This is a genomic window from Mucilaginibacter sp. R-33 (assembly GCF_049949235.1).
GTDB lineage: Bacteria > Bacteroidota > Bacteroidia > Sphingobacteriales > Sphingobacteriaceae > Mucilaginibacter.
Map to the genome: position 1 here is coordinate 2,393,497 of NZ_CP188089.1, position 19,425 is coordinate 2,412,921.

Sequence of the window (19,425 nt, forward strand, 5' to 3'; positions counted from 1 at the left end):
ATATGCCACAAATTAAGATACTGTTTTTCAATAACTTAAACACAAAACACCATATTTGAGCGTACGCTTATGTTACATCAGGTGTACGGTATTGATACAGTGTTTTTTCACGTATTAATGGCCTGTTATATGCAAATACAGGTTAGCACTTCATTGTGAAGCATTTATGTGATCTATTGCATAAAATGCGGGCATTTAGCACAAAAATTGTAACATGTGATATCATTAGCGAGTCTTTATTTTATTGTTCATAGTTAAATGGTTTTAGTGTATAGTTTATGGCGACAATGCTAAAAGTTTATTTAGGTAGCTTCGATAAAGAGATACAATTTAATTTAAATTTATAACTTTTATTAAATTGACATCCTCAATAAAATAAGATGCTATTTTTATTTTGAACTTGAATAATCATGTGTCATCATTTTAAAGACCATGAACAATTATCTATGAACTATTAACTAAAAATAAATGATACTTAAAAAAGCCAACGTTTTAATTGTTGATGACGATCCGGACGTACTTACCGCGGTTAAACTCTTGCTAAAACCCGAAGCCCGTGAAGTCATCACCGAAAAGAACCCCGAAAACCTGAACTGGCTGCTGCAACGTAACGAGGTTGATTTGATTTTGCTTGACATGAACTTCAACAGCGCTATTAACACGGGCAATGAGGGGCTTTACTGGCTGCGCAAGGTAAAAGAATGGAAGCCTGATGTTTGTATTATTATGATAACGGCTTATGGTGATATTGATCTTGCTGTCCGTTCGCTTAAGGAAGGGGCAAATGACTTTGTGGTAAAGCCATGGCACAATGAAAAGCTCATAAACACGATAAAAGATCTTTTGGATAAAAAAGAAGGAGGAACAAAAACCACCAAAACCCCGGTAAAAAGTACCGCCGGCGATACTTCTATCCTTGGTGAATCGGACGTGATGCAAGATATTTTTTATAAGGTGAATAAGATAGCCCCTACCGATGCCAATATCCTGATACTTGGAGAGAACGGTACTGGTAAAGATCTTATGGCAAAGGCCATCCACGAACGCTCGCTCCGCGCTGATAAACCTTTTATTAAAGTAGATGTCGGCGCATTAACAGATACTCTGTTTGAAAGTGAGCTCTTCGGCCACAAAAAAGGGGCCTTTACCGATGCCCGAGAGGACCGCATAGGGCGTTTTGAAGAGGCCCAGGGCGGTACTTTATTTTTGGATGAAATAGGCAACATCAGTCTGCAGCAACAAGCCAAGTTGCTTACCATTCTACAAAACCGCCAGGTAACCCGTTTGGGCACTAACAAACCAGTTGATGTGGATATCAGGCTCATCTGCGCTACAAACGTACCTTTGAGTGAACTGGCCAACGAAAACAAGTTCCGCAAGGATTTAATTTATCGTATCAATACTGTCGAGATCAATATGCCACCACTGCGCCGCCGTAATGAGGATATTGTAATATTGGCCCGCCATTTCGCGAAATTGTACTCAAGTAAATATCTTAAGCCATCAATGGACTTTGATACGGCAGCTATTAACAAGCTTAAATCATACAATTTTCCGGGAAATGTGCGTGAATTACAATATACTATTGAACGCGCAGTGATCATGGCTGATGATAACACCTTAAGGCCCGACGACCTGATCTTTTCAATACTGGAAACATCGACAGAAAGCGTGATTGATGCCGACAATATTCCGTTAAGCGCCCTTGAAAAGAACGCTATATTACGGGTTATTGAAAAGCACAATGGTAACATTACCCGCGCCGCCAAAGAACTTGGCCTCACCCGCACCGCCTTATACCGAAGACTAAGCAAATATGATATTTAACCGTTATGAGTGGCGGCTTTTGCTGCGTGTATTTTTATTGCTGATTGTACTTACCGTCACAGCTTTTGTTATAGTAAGCCTTAATCAGCTGTTGTATCTCGTGATCTTGTTGCCATTGGTTGCTTACTCGGTGGTGGATATGATCCGTTTTCAGAAAAAGGCACAGGACGAAGTAAATCAATTTGTAGAGTCGATCCATTACCGTGATTTTTCCCGCCATTTTGATGTACGCAAGGCACCCAATGAGCTTAAGCCCCTGCGTAAAGGCTTTAACGATATCAATACCACATTCAAACTGATAAGCCGCGAACGCGAAACACAATATCACTACCTGCAAAAGATCCTTGAGCTGGTTGATACCGGCATTTTATCTTACGAAGAGGAAACCGGCGAAACCGGCTGGATCAATGAAGCTTTTAAAACTATTATAGGCGTACCTTATCTTAAGACTGTACACTCACTTGAAAAGCGTGAGCCATCATTGTATGCCGAACTGATTAAACTTAAGCCGGGCGATAGTAAGATCATCACGGTAACCCGTAACCAACAACAGGTTAAAATACTGGTGAACGCCAGCCTGATGCGCAGCGATGATAAACTATACAAACTCATTGCTTTTCAAAACGTAAACGAAGCTTTGGATGAAACGGAGTCGAAAGCGTGGTCGAAATTGCTTAATGTAATGACGCATGAGATCATGAACTCCGTAGCTCCTATTTCTTCCCTCGCGGATACGCTCAAGAACCGCCTGCAAAGCCCTGATATTGCCGAAAGCCTACCTCATAGTGATTTGGAAGACATTGAGCTTGGTATCGATACCATCAAGCGCCGCAGCGAAGGCCTGCTTAAGTTTACCGAAAGCTACCGCAGCCTCAATAAGATCACCAAACTTGATCTGAACAAGATCATGGTGCGTAATATCTTTGAAAACCTCAACAGCTTGATGACGCCTACACTGGAGAAAAAGAAGATAGAACTGGAGATTATTCTACGTGATCCGACACTTGCCATTGAAGCCGATATTAACCTCATTGAACAGGTGATGATCAATTTGCTGGTTAACGCTATTGAAGCTGTAAAAGACCGCGAAACACCGCGCATCACGCTTACAGCGGAGATTCAGGGTGGAAAAACCTTTGTAAAAGTTATAGACAATGGATTAGGCATGCCACCCGAACTACTGGATAAGATTTTCATTCCTTTCTTCAGTACCCGAAAAACCGGCAGTGGTATTGGCTTAAGCCTTTGTAAACAGATCATGTTATTGCACAAAGGCAATATCCAGGTACAATCAACTGAAGGCAAAGGATCGGCATTTATATTATCTTTCGTATAGATCGCTCCCTCGGCCCTCCTAAGGGGGGAGTTTTTGATCTGCATTTTTATGACTTTTGAAAAACTTACGAAGTTTTGGAAACTTCGTAAGTTTGGTTAGATAATATCTTTCCCATGACTTACAAAAGCAATATTCTTGCTATTTCCGGCAGCTTAAGATCGGGCTCGTCCAATCATAATATTTTGAAATTTTTAGGTGGACTGATTCCGACCGATATAAGCTATTTTGTGTACGACAAGCTGGCCGACATCCCTCCTTTTGATCCCGGACTTGACAACGAAGGCCCACCGGAAGCTGTTTCCGAATTACGAAGCTTTATAGATAATGCCTCAGGTGTCGTAATCTGCACTCCTGAATATGCCTTCGGGGTTCCGGGCCAACTCAAAAACATGCTGGATTGGATAGTTTCGAGCAGTTCGCTGGTTGACAAACCAGTGGCCTTGATCACTGCTTCATCGGTTGGGAGTCACGCGCACGCGGCTTTGCTGTTAACCCTTGGAGCGCTTTCGGCAAAAGTAATTGACGGGGCTACTTTACTTATTCCGTTTATCAGAAGCAAAATGGATGCTGATGGGAATATTACAGATCAGGAAACTGAAAAGGTTTTGCGGGATGTAGTGAAAGTATTTTTAGGAGCGTTATCGTCATAAAATAAAGCACATCATGTTGAGTATTTAAATCAGCAGACTCTGAAGGTGAAATGGCAAAAGAGGGCAGTCACCCTAAGCCTGTCGATGGGTCGCGCGCAGAGGCCCTGCCCTTCATGCTTCGAGGGCCTCAGCACGACAGCCGTTTTTAACCATGTCATGGGTAACTTGTTTCAGCACCCCATAGGAAAGGTAGACACCCAGGTTAGCAGGCGGCTTAGCAAATGAGGTGTTGAAATAAATTCAACATGACTAATAATTTTTATTACTCTACCCCTAATTCCTTCATCAACCTACCCACCATTTCCTTCAACTCTGCAATCTCGTGTTCAGCTTTAACCAAACGGGCTTCCAGTGCCGATGACGATGAACGGTTGGTAGGTTCATCCGCAAAATCATCGTCATTAAATTCGGGCACTCCGCCTAATAAATGCGCGTACCGCACTTCCTTTTGGCCCGGGCGTTTGGGTAACTGTACTATATAAGGCATTTCACCTGCTGCGAGTTTATCCAGGATCTCCTGCACCTCCTCTATAGATTCAAATTCGTACATGCGGCCACTGTTGGTATTCAATTCACCCGGCGTTTGAGGCCCACGAAGGATCAAAAGGCAAATCAAAGCTACTTCCGAAGGTATTACCGGGAAAACTATGGCGAAATTGTGTTTGTATTTAATATTACGAATAGAACCACCCGTAGCGGTAGAGATCAAACCGCGCCTTTTTAACGAATTTAGGGCACTGATAACCGTATCATCATCATAATTAACAACAGGTTTGCGCGATGTTTTCTGATTACAGGCGGCCACCAGTCCGTTAAGGGTCATGGGATAATAATCGGGCGTGGTTTTGGCTTTTTCCATTAAAGTACCAAGCACACGTAGTTCTTCGGCATCAAGTACAGGTAAAGTTTGCGGTGAATCCATGGCTAAATATAAGCAGGTTTTTATAGCGTCAAAAAAAATTGCTAATTTTCTGATTGCTAAAATCATTAGGATTAAAATAATAACATCAAAATGGTTTACTTTGCATTTCAATGTCTTTATTCATTACATCATTAAATTCGGGAAGTAATGGCAATTGCTATTACGTAGGGAACGATCAGGAGGCGATATTGGTTGATGTGGGCATTTCATGCCGCGAGACTGAAAAACGCATGACCCGGCTGGGCTTGTCCATGCAAAAGGTAAAAGCCATTTTTGTATCGCATGAACATTCTGATCATATTCGTGGTATACCGGTATTAGCCAAAAAATATCAGCTGCCGGTTTACATCACCCCCGGCACGTTGATGCACCTTAGCGGTGTTGATCATTTTAAAGTCCTTCATCTTAGCGCATTTCAAACAGTTGTTATTGGTGACCTCGAGGTAACATCCTTCCCCAAAATGCATGATGCGTCTGAGCCGCATAGCTTTATTGTAAGCTGTCGCAATGTTAAGGTAGGCGTGTTTACCGATCTGGGAATAGTGTGCGACCAACTCATCCGCTACTTTAGCCAGTGCCATGCTGCTTTTTTGGAAGCCAATTATGATGATGATATGCTAGATAAAGGCGGTTACCCTTATTATTTAAAACAACGCATCCGTGGGGGAAAAGGGCATTTATCAAACAAACAAGCTTTGGGTTTATTCACTACGCACCGCCCGCCGCACATGACCCACTTGCTGCTTTCGCATCTTTCCAAAAACAACAACGACCCCAAGCTGGTAGAGGATTTGTTTACCAATTGCGCCGATGGTATTAATATTATTGTAGCTTCAAGGCATGAGGAAACACCGGTTTATTTTATCAGCAGCACGGTAGTACAGCATGAGCCGTTAGGGCAGCTTGGCCTTAGCTTTTGATCAGGTAACATCATTATCAGCCAGGTCCTGCAAGAAGATGGTGCTTAACATATCATAAAGTTCGGGATGTTTATGTTTCAACTCGTTCGGCTTTTGAAAAAAGTACTCGGCTACAACAGCTAAAAACTCAGCTTCGTTAGTGATGGCGTACGGATTGATATCAGAACGCCCGGCTTCAATTTTGTGAATCTCCTGGTGGATCATTTTGAGCCATGGCATAATATATTCATGAGCCAGCAGGATTTCCGGCACACCGTCGGTAGCCCCATCGGCCTTATCAAGCAGGTGTACAAACTCATGAATAGCCGTGTTCTCTTTCCCTGCCGATTTACTAAAACCTTTTGTCAACGCCGCTCTCGACAGGATCATTTGCCCGTTCATATATCCTGAGCCTACCATTCCTAAAATACTCCTGTTTTCGCCTTCAAACTGAAACTCGCTATCAAATGTATCCGGGTAAAGGATCACATTGGTGAGGTTACGGTATTTCCAATCGTTAAAGCCAAATATCGGGATCACGGCACTAGCAGCTATCATTACCTTATCAGCATCGCTTACCGTTGTACCAACACCCTCGATAGTAATATCCGCTAAAAGTCTGGCAACCTTTCTTTCAAACAACAGTTTTCGATCAGCATCAAGGTGCTGATAATATGGAATGTGCAATTCTAAAAGCGCTTTATAATTCAATGTGGCAGCAGGCGTTTCATTTACCACTTTCTTTTTATTGAGGAAAACGAACACCACCAACGCAACAACGATCAATATCAGGATAGGAACCATTTTTATTTACAGATTAAATTATAAACAAAGTACAGCAACAGCATAAACAAAGCAGCTATCAGGGTATTTAAAAAATTAACGGTATCGTTGTTGATCAGATTTTTTCTTTCCAACACAGCCCCTAAAACGGAATCTGTTAGATTGCCGAGTGTACCTGCAACAATAATCCAGATGAGATTTGTTGTCCAGTCCATTCCTATGGCATAAACAACAGCAATGATAACCGAGCCAATTACCCCAATTAAAGTACCCTCTAAGCTGATCACCCCATCAAGCCCGCGTAAATCCGGCTTTAGGGTTATAATATTGAAGAAACGTTTTCCGTAAACCGTTCCTAACTCTGATGACAATGTATCGGCTGTTGCCGAAGCGAAGATGGCGGCAATCATCAATTGTAAAACTTGAGTTTGGGCCGGAAAAACGAGGATCAAAATTCCGCATAAGGCAGCCGTACCGGCATTCGCCAAAACCTGCCCGGCTGTTCTCCCTCCTTTTTGATCTGCGTTTAAATCCTTCTTTGTTTTGCTTTGTACCGAGGTAGCTGCCGAACCTAAAATAAAAAAGGTAGTCATCATGGCTAAACCTGTGAAGCCGGCACCGGCAAATACCAGGATGGCAACTGCGGCACCGGTTAATGCTGCTATAACAGTTAGCTTACGGGCCGATATACTGTATGCTACACCAGCTACTAAAATAAGTGCCAGCAAACCATAACTTAACCACATAGTCGATCAAAGGGATTAATGTGGCGCTAAATTAAACTTTCAATTCATACTTTTGGGCACATGAAAGATATACTGGGCAAGGCCATACATGATCATTATCATAAATCAGCTAACCATAAACTTTGGATCAATAATCAATATGGACCTAAAGAGGAGATGCCCATTGATGTTTACTTCAGGGATGAGGATGACATGCCGGATATAGAATGGCTGGCCATGAACGAATGCCGCGGAAGCGTGCTGGATATTGGCGCAGGAGCAGGCAGTCATGCTTTAGTATTGCAGCAACGTGGCTTTGATTGCACCGCTCTTGATATTTCCCCGTTAGCCTGTGATGTAATAAAACTACGCAAAGTAAACAAAGTAATCAAAGGTGACATTTTTGTTTATGACGAATGCAAATACGATACCCTGCTTTTGCTTATGAACGGCATTGGCCTTACCGGGACACTTGAAAACCTGAAGGTATTTTTGCAACATATTAAACTGTTGCTTAATCCTGGCGGGCAAATACTGTTTGACTCATCGGATATTGCTTATTTGTACGAAGATGGTTTGCCCGAGAAAGGCTATTACGGAGAACTGGTTTACCAATACCAATACAACCGTCAAAAAACCGACTGGTTTCATTGGCTGTATATTGACGAGAAAACACTTGAGCCTATTGTTAATGAAGCAGGCTTTGATATGGAGGTGTTACTGGAGGACGAGTTTAAACAGTATTTGGTACGGTTAACACTGAGCAAGTAAAATCACAGTAATTTTCTTATTGACCGGCTTTATTCTGTACTGAATAAGCTATTTTTATTCTGATAACATCATCCCAATGAAAAAAGCCATTACACATATCCTTGCCGGTCGTGAAAAGAAAATTACCGCCGAAGAAACCGTGCGTCAACCATTGCCCCATAAAGATCTTAGGTTTGCAAACCCGTTCATTGTATTGCATCACATGGGGCCGGAGATAATAACGCCCGGTCAAACCTTGCGCATCCATCCACATCCGCATCGAGGCTTTAGCCCTTATACTATTATGCTGCAGGGCGAAGGTTACCATAAAGACAATGCGGGTAATGATGAGATCATCAAAGCCGGCGATGTACAATGGATGTTTGCAGGCAAAGGTATTATGCACAGCGAGGGCCCCACTGCCGAATTACGGCAGAAAGGTGGCGTTCAGGAACTTATTCAACTTTGGATCAATGCGCCCAAAACTAAAAAGTGGAATGAGCCTTTTTACCAGTCGGCCAGTGCCAACCAGTTACCCAAAGTACTCATTGGCGAGGGCCTCGATTTTAACCTTGCCAGCGGAGATTATGAAGGCAAAACCGGACCTATTAAAAACTTCACCCCGGTTATTTCTATCGTTGGAAAAATAGCCGAAGATAAAGAGGTAAATTTCAAAGCAATACCCGGTTACTGGACATTACTTTATATTATAAAAGGTAGCGTTGAGGTAAATAGTGAAACCATCAGCCAATACAATCTCGTTGTGTTTGAAAAAGATAATGACGAGATCTCAGTAAAGGCAACTGAAGATTCGCAGGTATTATTCCTCTCTGCCGAGCCTATTGATGAACCGATATCAGCTAAAGATAATTTTGTAATGAATACGCCCGCAGAAATTGAGCAAGCACTTGCCGATTACCGAAACGGCGTGTTCGGTACCTTGAACTATTAAATCTACATAACTTTTGGTTATCACAGATTGCTCTTTATGATAAGAACCCGGCGGTAATTTCATACACCTTTGCATATCAAAACAAAGGAAAATGAATACCCCACATCAATTAAACAACACAGGCGGTCTGCTATTGAATATCAATGAAAATGCCCGCAAAATTATATTCGCAGTTTGTATTGTATTATGCCTGATGCCTTTTATGAGCCCGGCAGTAGCATTGTTTTTGGGTTTGGTAGTAGCGCAATGTTCCGGTCATCCCTATCTGCACCTTAATCACAGGGCAACCCATATTTTATTACAGGTGTCAGTAGTAGGCTTAGGTTTCGGCATGAATGTACACAGCGCATTGCAAGCCGGCAAAGAAGGGATTCTTTTTACCATCGCTTCCATAACCGGAACTTTACTCTTTGGTACACTAATGGGCAAATGGCTAAACATCGAAAAAAAGACATCATTTTTAATCTCATCCGGAACCGCTATTTGCGGCGGGAGTGCCATCGCAGCCATTTCGCCCGTTATTAAAGCCGAAGAAAAGCAGATTTCTGTAGCATTAGGTTGCGTATTCATCCTCAACTCAATAGCCTTGTTTGTTTTCCCGCTGATAGGTCATTATCTTAATTTATCACAAACGCAGTTTGGTTTATGGTGCGCGATTGCCATACATGATACAAGCTCAGTAGTGGGTGCAGCAAGTAAATACGGAGCTCACGCGCTTGAAGTAGCCACTACTGTTAAACTGGCCCGGGCTCTGTGGATCATCCCGGTGGCATTTCTATCTACCTTTCTGTTCAGGAACCGATCGAAAAAAGTAAGCATTCCTTATTTTATTGGCTTGTTCATATTGGCTATGATAGCTAATACTTATGTGCCCGTTATAAAGTTGGTAAGCCCGTTTATAGTCAACATAGCAAAAGCTGGTTTAACGCTTACCTTATTTTTAATAGGTGCAGGCCTTTCACGCAGGGTATTAGCATCGGTTGGGTTGAAGCCGCTTCTGCAGGGAGTAGCGCTTTGGATTGCAATATCAGGGGCAGCATTGTATGCAATTATGCATTTAGCTTAGGTCATGCTATTCAATGCCGCTGCAGATATTTGACAGCTACACAATGGAGCATTGCTATTTTGGTTTTATAAATAGTCTCTGCCCCTACAATACCACTACGCAATCTATTGCAGGTTTACCACATATGCGTTTTTTTTGCTTAGCAATATTAGCGAACTACATACTATATGTAAAATGTTGATTAATTTACGGCTCTTAATTAGGCCCACATTTGCCGGGCAATACTAATTATCAATGGGTTTTAAACCCTTGCCAGGAAATCGTTAATGAAAAAAAACATTCTATTTATTATTGTTCTGCGCATATTGATATGCACATCTTCGGCTCAAACTACCATCGGGACACCCGCTATCAAAAACTACACACATAATGAATATAATGCAGGGAGCGAGATTTGGAATATTAAACAAGATAAGAATGGGATCCTTTATTTTGCCAATGACGAAGGCCTGCTGACATTCGACGGGAGTTATTGGAAAACATATCCGCTTCCTAACAAAAGTGCCATAAAATCTGTAGCTATTGATGCCTGGGGGCGTATTTATGTTGGCGGACAGGATGAAGTGGGTTACTTTTTTCCGAACAATTCAGGCATCCTCAAATTTCATTCTCTTAAACAACTCTTGCCCAAAAAAGCAAGGCAGTTCGCCGATATCTGGGATATTGTTATCCATAATAATGAGGTACTCTTCAGGACAATAGAGTGTATATTTCAGCTGAAGAACAATACCATGCACACCTTTGATGCACCCGGGGGCTGGATGCTGCTAAGCCAGGCCGGCGGTAAATTGTTTGCTTATGATAAAGCCATTGGACTGGTTGTTTTTAAAGATTCTCGCTGGCAAGCCTCCGTTCAACAACCCACAACAGCGCTGAGTGTCACCGGCATTACTGAGTTTAATAAAGACACCTTATTGGTAAGTACCCGCAAAAATGGCCTCTTTATCATGACTGGCTCGTCACTGATTAAAAAAAACACGGCTATTGATGGAATCCTGCTTACTGATCTTATAAACTTCATTCAAAAAATTGGCACCGACAGATACGCCATCGGTACATCAGCAAAAGGGCTGATTATTATTGATGGTAAAGGCAAGCTGATAGACCAGTTTTCCAACAATCAGGGGTTACAAAACAATAATGTGCATGGCATATTGTTAGACAGAGATCGTAATTTATGGCTCGGACTAGAAAACGGACTCGATTTTATCAATTATGACACTTCCGTTAAAAACATTTATCCCAATCGCGAAAACCTGGTAAAAAGCAATGCGGTAAGTATCTTCAACAATAAACTGTTCATCGGAACATCAAACGGCTTATATGCTGCACCGATAGGTGCGCAGCCCAAAGATATCAGCGCGGCCACAGGTACTTTTACAGAAGTGCCAAGCACTAAAGGACAGGTTTTAAGTCTTACGCAAATTAACGGGCATTTATTGGCTGGCCATCAGGATGGTGTTTTACAGGTAGATGATGACCAGGCTAAACTGATAACCCCGGGTCCGGGGGCGTGGATGATGAAAGCTTTCCCTGCTTCGCAGGATGTGATAGCGGGGACCTACACCGGCTTTCAACTCTTAAAATACAATGGTGCCGGATTTAGCTTTGAAGGAAAAATAAATGGTATTTATGAATCGTTAGGGAACCTCGCGGTAGATAAGAGCAACTTTGTGTGGGCAACACATCCTTACAGGGGTATTTTTAAAGTACAACTATCCGCCGACAGGAAAAAGATAGTTGGGTATACGCAATATACCGAAAAAAGCGGCTTACCATCGGCGCTGAATAATCATGTATATTTTATTAAAAACAAAGTAATAGCTGCCACCGAAAAAGGTGCTTATGAATATAATGTCACCGAGGGTGACTTTGCCCGGTCTGTTTTTTACAAACCTATATTTGGCAAAGCAAAAATCGAGTTCCTTACTGAAGATGGCCAAGGCAATATCTGGTTTATCAGCAACCAGCGGGTTGGCGTAATTGATTTTGGCAAAAGATCATCTAACGTATCTTATAAGGTGATCTATTTCCCTGAACTGGCCGGGCAAACGGTAAAGGGGGCAGAGTATATTTATCCGCACGACATGGAGAACATCTTTATCGGCTCAAACAATGGCGTATTCCATTTAAATTACCGACAGTATGTATCTTCCAACAACAAACTCAAGGTATTGCTTACTACAGTAAAAGCTATAGCTGAAAAAGACAGCCTTATTTTTGGAGGATATTTTGTTAAAAACAACCGGATCGAATCAGCACAAAACACGCAACTTATTGCCTCGCTGTCCAACCACTGGAATTCCTTTCATTTTGAATATACCTCCACCCTGTTCGCACAAAAAAGCAATCAGGAGTTTAGCTATAAATTGATAGGTTTTGATAAAGATTGGTCGCAATGGTCGGTTAAAACAGAGAAGGATTACACCAACCTTCCTTATGGCCAATACACATTTTCGGTAAAGGCCCGTAATAATTTGGGCACAGCATCTGCTCCTGTCAATTATAGTTTTATTGTTGAACCGGCATGGTATCAAACTGTTTGGGCCTACCTGGCTTATTTCCTTATCATAGCTTACGCTGTTTATATCGGCATAAAGGCACAGCAAAAACGTTTCAAGTTATATCAGCAACGCCATGCAGATGAGCAAAAAAGACTAAGCTACCTCCATAGCCTTGAGCTTGACAGAAATGATAAGGAGATCATTGCCTTAAAAAACGAAAAGCTTGAAGCAGAGCTAAATTACAAGAACAAAGAACTGGCCACGCTAACAATGCAAATGGTTAACCGCGGTAAACTATTGCTCAATATTAAGGACGAACTGATGGTATTAATCAAAAAACTTAACATTCCTGATGCATCGTGCCAATTCAGGAGCGTGTTTAAATTATTGAGCGATACCGGGAAAAGTGACGGTGACTGGGAAAACTTTTCGATATATTTTGATCAGGTGCATAATAACTTTTTAGCCACCATGAAAGCCAAATTCCCCGGTTTAAGCTCAACCGATTTGAAGCTCTGTGCTTACCTGCGGTTAAACCTTTCATCAAAGGAGATAGCGCAGTTGCTTAATATTTCGCTGAAAGGCGTGGAGATCAGCCGTTATAGGGTACGCAAAAAACTGCAATTAAGTACCGAAACTAATCTATACGGCTTTTTGATGGAGGTTACTAAACAATCCGGGTAAAATTGCTTCCAGATTTCACTACTTTCCAGCTACTATCAAACATCGAACAAAGTGCTGCCCCCATAGGCATCTTGTTTTAAAAATGCTTTTACTCAATTCCGGTTAACTCCGTATTTATTTTCCGGCGGCCCAGAATATCGCATTGCTGAAAAGCCTAGTATAATCCTTACTATCAAAAAGCACAGGCGAGTGTCCCATAAAGATGTAAACGTTACGGGCTTTTTTTCCGGGGTTAATCCATACTACAGGATGGTCACCCATGGTAATGCCGTCTTTAGGTTCATAGGTTGATTCATCTACCGAGGCCAGCACATGTACATTAGGCCTTGGATCTTTGTCATAAGTGTACCACTCTTCCTTCTGAACCAGGAAAGCTGGTGATACACCCTTCATTACCGGATGGCTTTGATCTTCGATATTGACAGTACCTTTGGCAAATGTAGCTATGTAGTTTTTGTAGCGGATGCCCCCCATAAAATTCCAGAACCAGTTCCACATCGGGTAACCATCAAACTTGCCCAGCAGAGTTGCGTGGTGAAAACCTATCCAGCCTCCTTTACCCTCATCAATATATTTTTCAAACGCATTTACGGCTTTTTCTTTCCAGGCATACGGCGGGTAGTCCAGCTGGATAAATAATTGATAATTAGATAAAAAAGCATCATTAATTCTATCAGTACTTTGAATATAATCGACAGAAAAATTACTGTCAGCAGCCAGCTTATCCAGCCATACTTTTGCCACTTTTGAATACTCAATATGATGCCCCCCGTTTTCATACAGGGCTATTACTTTAAAACGCGGGGCCTTTTGTGCCCAAGCGCTGATAATGGTTAACAGGCAAAAATTGAAGATCAGGGCTATTTTTTTCATATCGATGATTTTTGGGTTGATGATTTATTTGTAGATCCTGCCCATCATCGGGTTATTCCAGATCACTTTCTTAACTTCCTCCAAGTCAATGGCGCCCTGGTGGCTGTATACGACCTTCCCATCCGGGTCAATCAGCATGGTATAAGGTAAAGCTCCATTCCATTTAGGATCTACTGCCTCTATCATTTTATATTTGTCATCGCCTGTATAAATGTAGTTGATACCTGATGACTGCTTGCGTTGTAAAAACTTCAAAGCTTTATCTTTATTAGCCGGGTCATCAGCGCTGATGCTTACAAATTCAAGGCCCCTGTCGCGGTAAAGCCTGTTTAGGGTAACCAGATCGTCAAACTCCGCAACGCAAGGGCCGCACCAGGTAGCCCAAAGGTTGATAAGCCTTAACCTGTCCGAATGATTTTTTACCACTGTTGCAATTACGCTGGCGTTAATGGTATCAAGTTTTACCGGCTCCTTTGCCCATTGAATTTGCGCCTTATCTATCCAATCCTTTTTTTCGGCCCATTTAACCGAGCAGCCAAAAGTTTTGGTAACGGGTACTGCTATTTCTTTGCCTCCAAGTACCGCATCAATAGCATTACGAGCATCCAATGATTTGGGTGTTTTGGCAGGGTTTTCCATATCATCTATCCGGCCATTGTAACGCAGCTTCCTGTCTTTATCAAAAACAAAAATATGAGGGGTAGCAACCGGGCCATATTTATTGGAAGCTGATTCGGTTTCGCCATCATACAGGTATGGGAAGTTAAAGCCTTTATCTTTCGCACGTATTTTCATCTCTTCAAATGAATCGCCTAAATCACTGTAGCCCAATTCATCATAGCGCAGTGAGGCGGGGTTATTGGGATTGATTGCTACCACAGCAACTCCCTTTGATGCATAGTCGCTGGTCAGTTTGATCACCCTGCTTTCATAAGCCTGCGAGGTAGGGCAATGGTTGCAGATAAAAACCACAACTAACACTTTAGCATTTCTGAATGATTGCAAAGTGTAAGTTTTGCCATCAATACCGGGCAGACTAAAATCGGGCGCCGTTGCTCCTGTGGCCAGTGTTTTATGTTCATCAAAGGCAAAAGAAAACATCGGCAAAACCATCAGTAACCCGAAGATGAAACACAAACTGATCTTAAACTCCTTCATAGTAGATATGGTTTACAATTAATCACTCGTTGATAGTGCCAGCAGGTACCAGGCCGTGTGTGGAAGCCATTGCTCGGCCCAGCGCCAGTCGGAATCTTTACCTGATACTGCATAAGGGATATTGAAATCAATATCATCCTCATTATCAAACCCTGAAGTAATGCCATTTACAATACCGCCCGGTGCGTTGGTATATTCAAAGGTGCCAAAAAAGCCATAAGTCGGATTATTATGCCCTGTACCCTGCAGCATACTGGCATCAAAGGGGTTCAGGCCCAGGATCCAGTTCAGTTGATCTATCGCAAAGCCGGAAAGCTGGTCATGGAAAGTCTTATCATCTTTAAACAGGTTAGCAGCCATTCGTGCAGCGGTGGCTACTGAGCCTAATCTCGCGTTTTCGCCCTGCCACCAGGGCGAAGCGTCGCTGCCATGCGGGAAAAAGAAAGCACTATGTCGATTGCCCAGTGTATCCTGCACCAGTTCGCGGCTGTAGCCAAAGGGATTGTTTACTTCATGAGTGATGGTCAACTCAAATTCCATTGACTTTCTTACTGCTGTTTTGATCTTTGGCTGCAAATCCGCAGAAGCATAAGGATAATAGTACAGTAGGCTTATTACAGGGAAGCCACCATCTGATGGATGAAAAAAAGGTCTGTCCTTATCATCGGCGCGCCAAAAGTTTTGGTATTTGTTCCAGGTGGTTAGGCGGTTAAGCAAGTTGCTCGCACGCTTTTCGGCAGCGGTTTTATATATTTCCTTGTGAGTTACTTTGTATAATTCGGTAGCGGCACTCAGGGCACAGTAGTCATCAAGGATATTTTCTTTTTTATCGTAGTCCATTTGCGGATTTTCCTTTTCCAGAAAGGCAAAAGCATTTTCGGCAGCTTTCAGGTAATCCGCATTACTAAACTCACCCGATGTTTGATAAGCCGAAGCCATAGCCAGCGCCGCAATAGCAATCCCTCCACCCGATCGGTAACTGGTCTGGTAAGCACGCCAGTTTTTGCCTGAGGTGGTTTTGGTAAATGACTGGTCTTTGGTTTGTTTAATCCGGTAATTGCCTTCGTTTGCCTGGATCACTCTATCCTTAGGCAATTTCCCGGGGCCGGGCGATGATACAGAGCGATAAAATGAGCCATTTTTAGCCTGCATCCGCACTAAATAATCAGCTCCATACATGGCTTCATCCAAAATCCTGCGGTTAAACTGGCGAAAATCAGTTCCCGGGCGAGCGTTTAGCAGCTCATATGTTTTAAACAGGCTAAACGCTGTTAAACAGATCTGCTGCGGGTTAAAATAATTGGAAAATGATAAATGCGACAAATGCTTGCCATAATCGCCGGTGGCGTCATACCAGCCGCCGTGCGCGTCAATAGTATCCATTGTGCCGGGTAATACCAGATGATGATCGGCCTTATCCAGTAGGCCCGAACTGCGCTGCCCTTTAAAGTAATATATTACATCGGATATAGTAGCTTTTTCAAGCACATTTTTGCCAATGATAAAAGGGTATGATGAAATTACTCCTTTAGGTGAAGTGAATTGAATTTTATAAGTCCCCGGCACAGTAAAACTGCTGAAATCAAGCGTCCAAAACTCAAAATTTTTCCATTTGTCAACCGGGCCGCTGTAAGAGATATTTCCGGTAAATACAGTTTTACCCTTATCTGCATCAACGAGGTTAAATGATGTAAATGTAAGACGGCTGTCGGCAACTATAACGGCATGTTTTGCCTTGTTATCTTCATAACCAACGTGATTGGTTACCACTTTAATATTTTGGGCTTCTGCAAAAAACGGCAGACCGAACCAAAACAAGGCAGTGGCCTTAAACAGGATATTGATGTATTTTTTCCGACTCATATATAAAGTTAAGGAATTGCCCTGCGGTTTAAGCATGATGGTTTTGCAATGCAGGTCAAAGCTAAAAGATTAATTTTTGGCCAGATATTTTTGTGCCACTACATTAGCTCTACCGTGATTAAACACCTCAATTTGTTACAAAGTCACCTTCGCCGACTACCCGGCAACAGTACTAAATGGGAAGTAAAAAGTCGTTTTTAATATTCTGTGCTTAGAAACTACGACTTGGGGCTAATGACCACGTAGCACTTTATCGATAACACGATAGTAGTGGTTTTGTAGTGGCTTTAAAATAGCAATTGAGTAAGGTTTGGCTGATAATTGCAGAATATAAAATTTTATCTCTTATATAAACCCGTTATGAAACATAACCTACAGGGCCGGCCATAAAATTAAATTGTTAAACAGGCTATTCCTGGCCGTGTAAGTACGACATCACTGCATCAGTAGTATAGAGTATAGCTGCATCCTAATTGCGAGATTTTGCCTGACGCCAATGCAAGTGCATTGATTGCTGATTATGCCAAAGAACGCAATTATAATTAGTAGCTTTTATTATAATCAACCTAAACCTAAAAGAGGCCGCTTGATAAACCAGGGGGCCTCTTTTGAAGATGCTTTTAAGGTTCTTTTAATCCAAGTGCCTGATAGCCGTATCAAGTAAGTATTCATTTTATCACCAACATCTCCTGACATATTCACCAACCGGGGTTACAATAATGATGAAATTGTTGTCACGAGATTTTAGGTGTGTATAATAATTAAATTTTTAAGCGTAATCTTTTCTTTTCAAGTAATCCAACAAATAAAACGATGATCACAGCCGTCAGAAAAGAGCGCGATAGCCCTGGAAACCCGTTATTGATAACATCGGGATAGTTAATTTGGAACAGCTCCAGTGTAAACACCTGGAAATACGGGATCAGGTAGCAGGTTAGTGTGCTGGTACCTGCCGGTTTGATCCAGTTAAAGGCATTTATTTTTCCTTTAACATCAACCATATATATCAGCATCAAAAAAGCTAACGTGGTAATTCCCGAACAAATGAATACCCAGGCGGGTGTTGAACGAATCTTGGAAATACCCTCGGTATAAGGCCTTAAAGCAAAACCTGCTATCAGGAATAAAATACCGACGACAGTCAGTGTGACCCAGATGCGTTGTGTTTTACCCTGCTCAACCAATTTGGCATAAATACCTGATATCACCACACCTCCCATGGTTAAAGTCATGGTCGATGCATCGTTGATTATCCAAAACGGTTTTAAAAAGATAATAGCATTGCCGAGGAAACTGCCCGTAACATCTTTTCCTGCAATGGTTACCATCGTTTCGTCGTGCAACACGTTTACCTTTAATATGGAGTGCGCCAAAATGTTAATGGCGGCAAGCGTTATCCATGCTACGATAAGGCTATTCAATTTGCCTTTAACTGCGAAAAATATCAAAGCACAAACCAAATATGCCCATCCTATCAAACCCAATATTCCCCACCATGAAGGCTCCATACCCCGAACCTCGCCATCTTCGCCGCCTTTATAAATCACCGCCATGAATATCAGCATAGCAATTCCTAATATCTGCAAGGCATATCTTTTAGTCTTTGCCATAGATTCCGGATAGTCAAGCCAGATCAGGAAGAATGCCATAGTAATAACCAGTGCCCATGCAGCCTTCGGAATTAATGCCGCCGATGAATTATATTCTTCAAGGTTTACATGGTAAAAACCCATAATGAGCAGCGCCGCACTGCGCACCAGGATATAAAATAAGACCTGTCTGGCACTATGACTCTTTTTGATCCTGTTATTAATAGCAAATGGTAACGACAAGCCCACAATGAACAAAAACGCCGGAAAAATAGTATCAGCAAAACCCATCCTGTCTTCAAAACCTTTGGCGTGGTCTATCCATTCGGGAATATGCTGTACACCGCCCGCATCGTTAACAAATATCATCAGGAGCATAGTAATCGCACGCAATACATCTATTGATAAAAGGCGTTTGGGTAATTGCTGCATATTTTATATGAGGGTTTTCATTTAATTTTTACGGAAAATAGTGAATTATGGCTTGCGATAGATAAAATATTATCGCCGTACATGCCAATGCCAACCTCGTTTATAAGGCACTGGTATAAATCCAATGGATCATTTATGCACAAAACTATCCGATAGCATGATCTGATGCTTTTATTACGGCACTACATCACTACTACTATAGGTAATATTGTACATAAATAAAAATAGCAGCGAAGTGGGAAAGAAGGAGGTTTGGAAGCGACGGAAAAAACAGGGAGCGGATTGGTTAGCATTGAGTACGACCGGTCACAAATGGTATGAAAACGAAAATGGGCAACCAAAGGCCGCCCATTCATTAACTGGTTTTAATGTCCAATTATTTTGCAGTTTTTCTTGCAGGGATTAATGGAAC

Annotated in this window: 15 protein-coding genes; 8 read left to right on the forward strand and 7 right to left on the reverse strand. The window is 42.0% G+C overall.

Annotated elements, in window-relative coordinates; genetic code table 11:
* Positions 1 to 468: 468 nt before the first annotated feature.
* The 3 genes from ACP26M_RS10085 (at position 469) to ACP26M_RS10095 (ending at position 3,813) form a co-directional block, all read left to right on the forward strand.
* On the forward strand, positions 469 to 1,827 hold the full coding sequence (locus ACP26M_RS10085; protein WP_426588474.1) for a sigma-54-dependent transcriptional regulator: 1,359 nt from the start codon (positions 469 to 471) through the stop codon (positions 1,825 to 1,827).
* Positions 1,817 to 3,163 (forward strand): sensor histidine kinase, encoded by a 1,347-nt coding sequence (locus tag ACP26M_RS10090; RefSeq protein WP_090525332.1) that lies wholly within the window; start codon positions 1,817 to 1,819, stop codon positions 3,161 to 3,163. Before ACP26M_RS10085 ends, ACP26M_RS10090 begins: the two co-directional genes overlap by 11 nt.
* A gap of 113 nt (positions 3,164 to 3,276) precedes the next feature.
* Entirely contained in the window at positions 3,277 to 3,813 is a 537-nt protein-coding gene (locus ACP26M_RS10095; RefSeq protein WP_426588477.1) for an NADPH-dependent FMN reductase, read from the forward strand.
* A gap of 262 nt (positions 3,814 to 4,075) precedes the next feature.
* Here the strand turns inward: ACP26M_RS10095 and ACP26M_RS10100 are convergent, their stop codons facing one another.
* Complete coding sequence (locus ACP26M_RS10100) at positions 4,076 to 4,735, reverse strand: YceH family protein (protein WP_426588479.1); 660 nt, start codon at positions 4,733 to 4,735, stop codon at positions 4,076 to 4,078.
* Positions 4,736 to 4,845: 110 nt separating this feature from the next.
* On the opposite strand from ACP26M_RS10100, the gene ACP26M_RS10105 reads away from it, so the two are divergent.
* Positions 4,846 to 5,655, forward strand: a complete 810-nt coding sequence (locus tag ACP26M_RS10105; RefSeq protein WP_426588481.1) for an MBL fold metallo-hydrolase — start codon at positions 4,846 to 4,848, stop codon at positions 5,653 to 5,655.
* On the opposite strand, the gene ACP26M_RS10110 is transcribed toward ACP26M_RS10105, so the two are convergent.
* Positions 5,656 to 6,438 carry a zinc-dependent peptidase gene (locus ACP26M_RS10110; RefSeq protein WP_426588483.1) on the reverse strand — a complete coding sequence of 261 codons (783 nt, stop codon included), beginning with the start codon at positions 6,436 to 6,438 and terminating at the stop codon, positions 5,656 to 5,658. It abuts the gene before it with no gap.
* Positions 6,439 to 6,440: 2 nt separating this feature from the next.
* On the reverse strand, positions 6,441 to 7,163 hold the full coding sequence (locus tag ACP26M_RS10115) for a DUF92 domain-containing protein (RefSeq protein WP_426588485.1): 723 nt from the start codon (positions 7,161 to 7,163) through the stop codon (positions 6,441 to 6,443).
* 60 nt (positions 7,164 to 7,223) lie between these two features.
* Between ACP26M_RS10115 and ACP26M_RS10120 the strand changes: the two genes are divergently transcribed.
* The 4 genes from ACP26M_RS10120 to ACP26M_RS10135 all read left to right on the forward strand — a co-directional run bounded on the left by ACP26M_RS10120 (position 7,224) and on the right by ACP26M_RS10135 (position 13,098).
* Positions 7,224 to 7,913, forward strand: coding sequence for a class I SAM-dependent methyltransferase (locus tag ACP26M_RS10120; protein WP_426588487.1), 690 nt, complete (start codon positions 7,224 to 7,226; stop codon positions 7,911 to 7,913).
* A gap of 76 nt (positions 7,914 to 7,989) precedes the next feature.
* A complete protein-coding gene (locus tag ACP26M_RS10125) occupies positions 7,990 to 8,844 on the forward strand; it encodes a pirin family protein (protein WP_426588489.1) in 855 nt (284 codons plus the stop codon).
* 91 nt (positions 8,845 to 8,935) lie between these two features.
* Positions 8,936 to 9,910, forward strand: a complete 975-nt coding sequence (locus ACP26M_RS10130) for a YeiH family protein (protein ID WP_426588491.1) — start codon at positions 8,936 to 8,938, stop codon at positions 9,908 to 9,910.
* A 266-nt stretch (positions 9,911 to 10,176) separates the two neighbouring features.
* On the forward strand, positions 10,177 to 13,098 hold the full coding sequence (locus ACP26M_RS10135) for a ligand-binding sensor domain-containing protein (RefSeq protein ID WP_426588493.1): 2,922 nt from the start codon (positions 10,177 to 10,179) through the stop codon (positions 13,096 to 13,098).
* A 114-nt stretch (positions 13,099 to 13,212) separates the two neighbouring features.
* Here the strand turns inward: ACP26M_RS10135 and ACP26M_RS10140 are convergent, their stop codons facing one another.
* The 4 genes from ACP26M_RS10140 to ACP26M_RS10155 all read right to left on the reverse strand — a co-directional run bounded on the left by ACP26M_RS10140 (position 13,213) and on the right by ACP26M_RS10155 (position 19,013).
* Complete coding sequence (locus tag ACP26M_RS10140; protein WP_426588495.1) at positions 13,213 to 13,971, reverse strand: ThuA domain-containing protein; 759 nt, start codon at positions 13,969 to 13,971, stop codon at positions 13,213 to 13,215.
* A gap of 24 nt (positions 13,972 to 13,995) precedes the next feature.
* Positions 13,996 to 15,129 carry a redoxin family protein gene (locus ACP26M_RS10145; RefSeq protein WP_426588497.1) on the reverse strand — a complete coding sequence of 378 codons (1,134 nt, stop codon included), beginning with the start codon at positions 15,127 to 15,129 and terminating at the stop codon, positions 13,996 to 13,998.
* Between the two features lie 18 nt (positions 15,130 to 15,147).
* The gene (locus ACP26M_RS10150) at positions 15,148 to 16,992 is read right to left on the reverse strand and encodes a glycoside hydrolase family 9 protein (protein ID WP_426588499.1); all 1,845 of its coding nucleotides are present in this window, start codon (positions 16,990 to 16,992) and stop codon (positions 15,148 to 15,150) included.
* Positions 16,993 to 17,753: 761 nt separating this feature from the next.
* Positions 17,754 to 19,013 (reverse strand): heparan-alpha-glucosaminide N-acetyltransferase domain-containing protein, encoded by a 1,260-nt coding sequence (locus tag ACP26M_RS10155; protein ID WP_426588501.1) that lies wholly within the window; start codon positions 19,011 to 19,013, stop codon positions 17,754 to 17,756.
* Between the last annotated feature and the right edge of the window lie 412 nt (positions 19,014 to 19,425).

Bases quoted from the DNA above. Each gene is read 5' to 3' on its own strand.
- ACP26M_RS10085 (WP_426588474.1), top strand. From the start codon at position 469: ATGATACTTAAAAAAGCCAACGTTTTAATTGTTGATGACGATCCGGAC.
- ACP26M_RS10090 (WP_090525332.1), top strand. From the start codon at position 1,817: ATGATATTTAACCGTTATGAGTGGCGGCTTTTGCTGCGTGTATTTTTA.
- ACP26M_RS10095 (WP_426588477.1), top strand. From the start codon at position 3,277: ATGACTTACAAAAGCAATATTCTTGCTATTTCCGGCAGCTTAAGATCG.
- ACP26M_RS10100 (WP_426588479.1), bottom strand. From the start codon at position 4,735: ATGGATTCACCGCAAACTTTACCTGTACTTGATGCCGAAGAACTACGT.
- ACP26M_RS10105 (WP_426588481.1), top strand. From the start codon at position 4,846: ATGTCTTTATTCATTACATCATTAAATTCGGGAAGTAATGGCAATTGC.
- ACP26M_RS10110 (WP_426588483.1), bottom strand. From the start codon at position 6,438: ATGGTTCCTATCCTGATATTGATCGTTGTTGCGTTGGTGGTGTTCGTT.
- ACP26M_RS10115 (WP_426588485.1), bottom strand. From the start codon at position 7,163: ATGTGGTTAAGTTATGGTTTGCTGGCACTTATTTTAGTAGCTGGTGTA.
- ACP26M_RS10120 (WP_426588487.1), top strand. From the start codon at position 7,224: ATGAAAGATATACTGGGCAAGGCCATACATGATCATTATCATAAATCA.
- ACP26M_RS10125 (WP_426588489.1), top strand. From the start codon at position 7,990: ATGAAAAAAGCCATTACACATATCCTTGCCGGTCGTGAAAAGAAAATT.
- ACP26M_RS10130 (WP_426588491.1), top strand. From the start codon at position 8,936: ATGAATACCCCACATCAATTAAACAACACAGGCGGTCTGCTATTGAAT.
- ACP26M_RS10135 (WP_426588493.1), top strand. From the start codon at position 10,177: ATGAAAAAAAACATTCTATTTATTATTGTTCTGCGCATATTGATATGC.
- ACP26M_RS10140 (WP_426588495.1), bottom strand. From the start codon at position 13,971: ATGAAAAAAATAGCCCTGATCTTCAATTTTTGCCTGTTAACCATTATC.
- ACP26M_RS10145 (WP_426588497.1), bottom strand. From the start codon at position 15,129: ATGAAGGAGTTTAAGATCAGTTTGTGTTTCATCTTCGGGTTACTGATG.
- ACP26M_RS10150 (WP_426588499.1), bottom strand. From the start codon at position 16,992: ATGAGTCGGAAAAAATACATCAATATCCTGTTTAAGGCCACTGCCTTG.
- ACP26M_RS10155 (WP_426588501.1), bottom strand. From the start codon at position 19,013: ATGCAGCAATTACCCAAACGCCTTTTATCAATAGATGTATTGCGTGCG.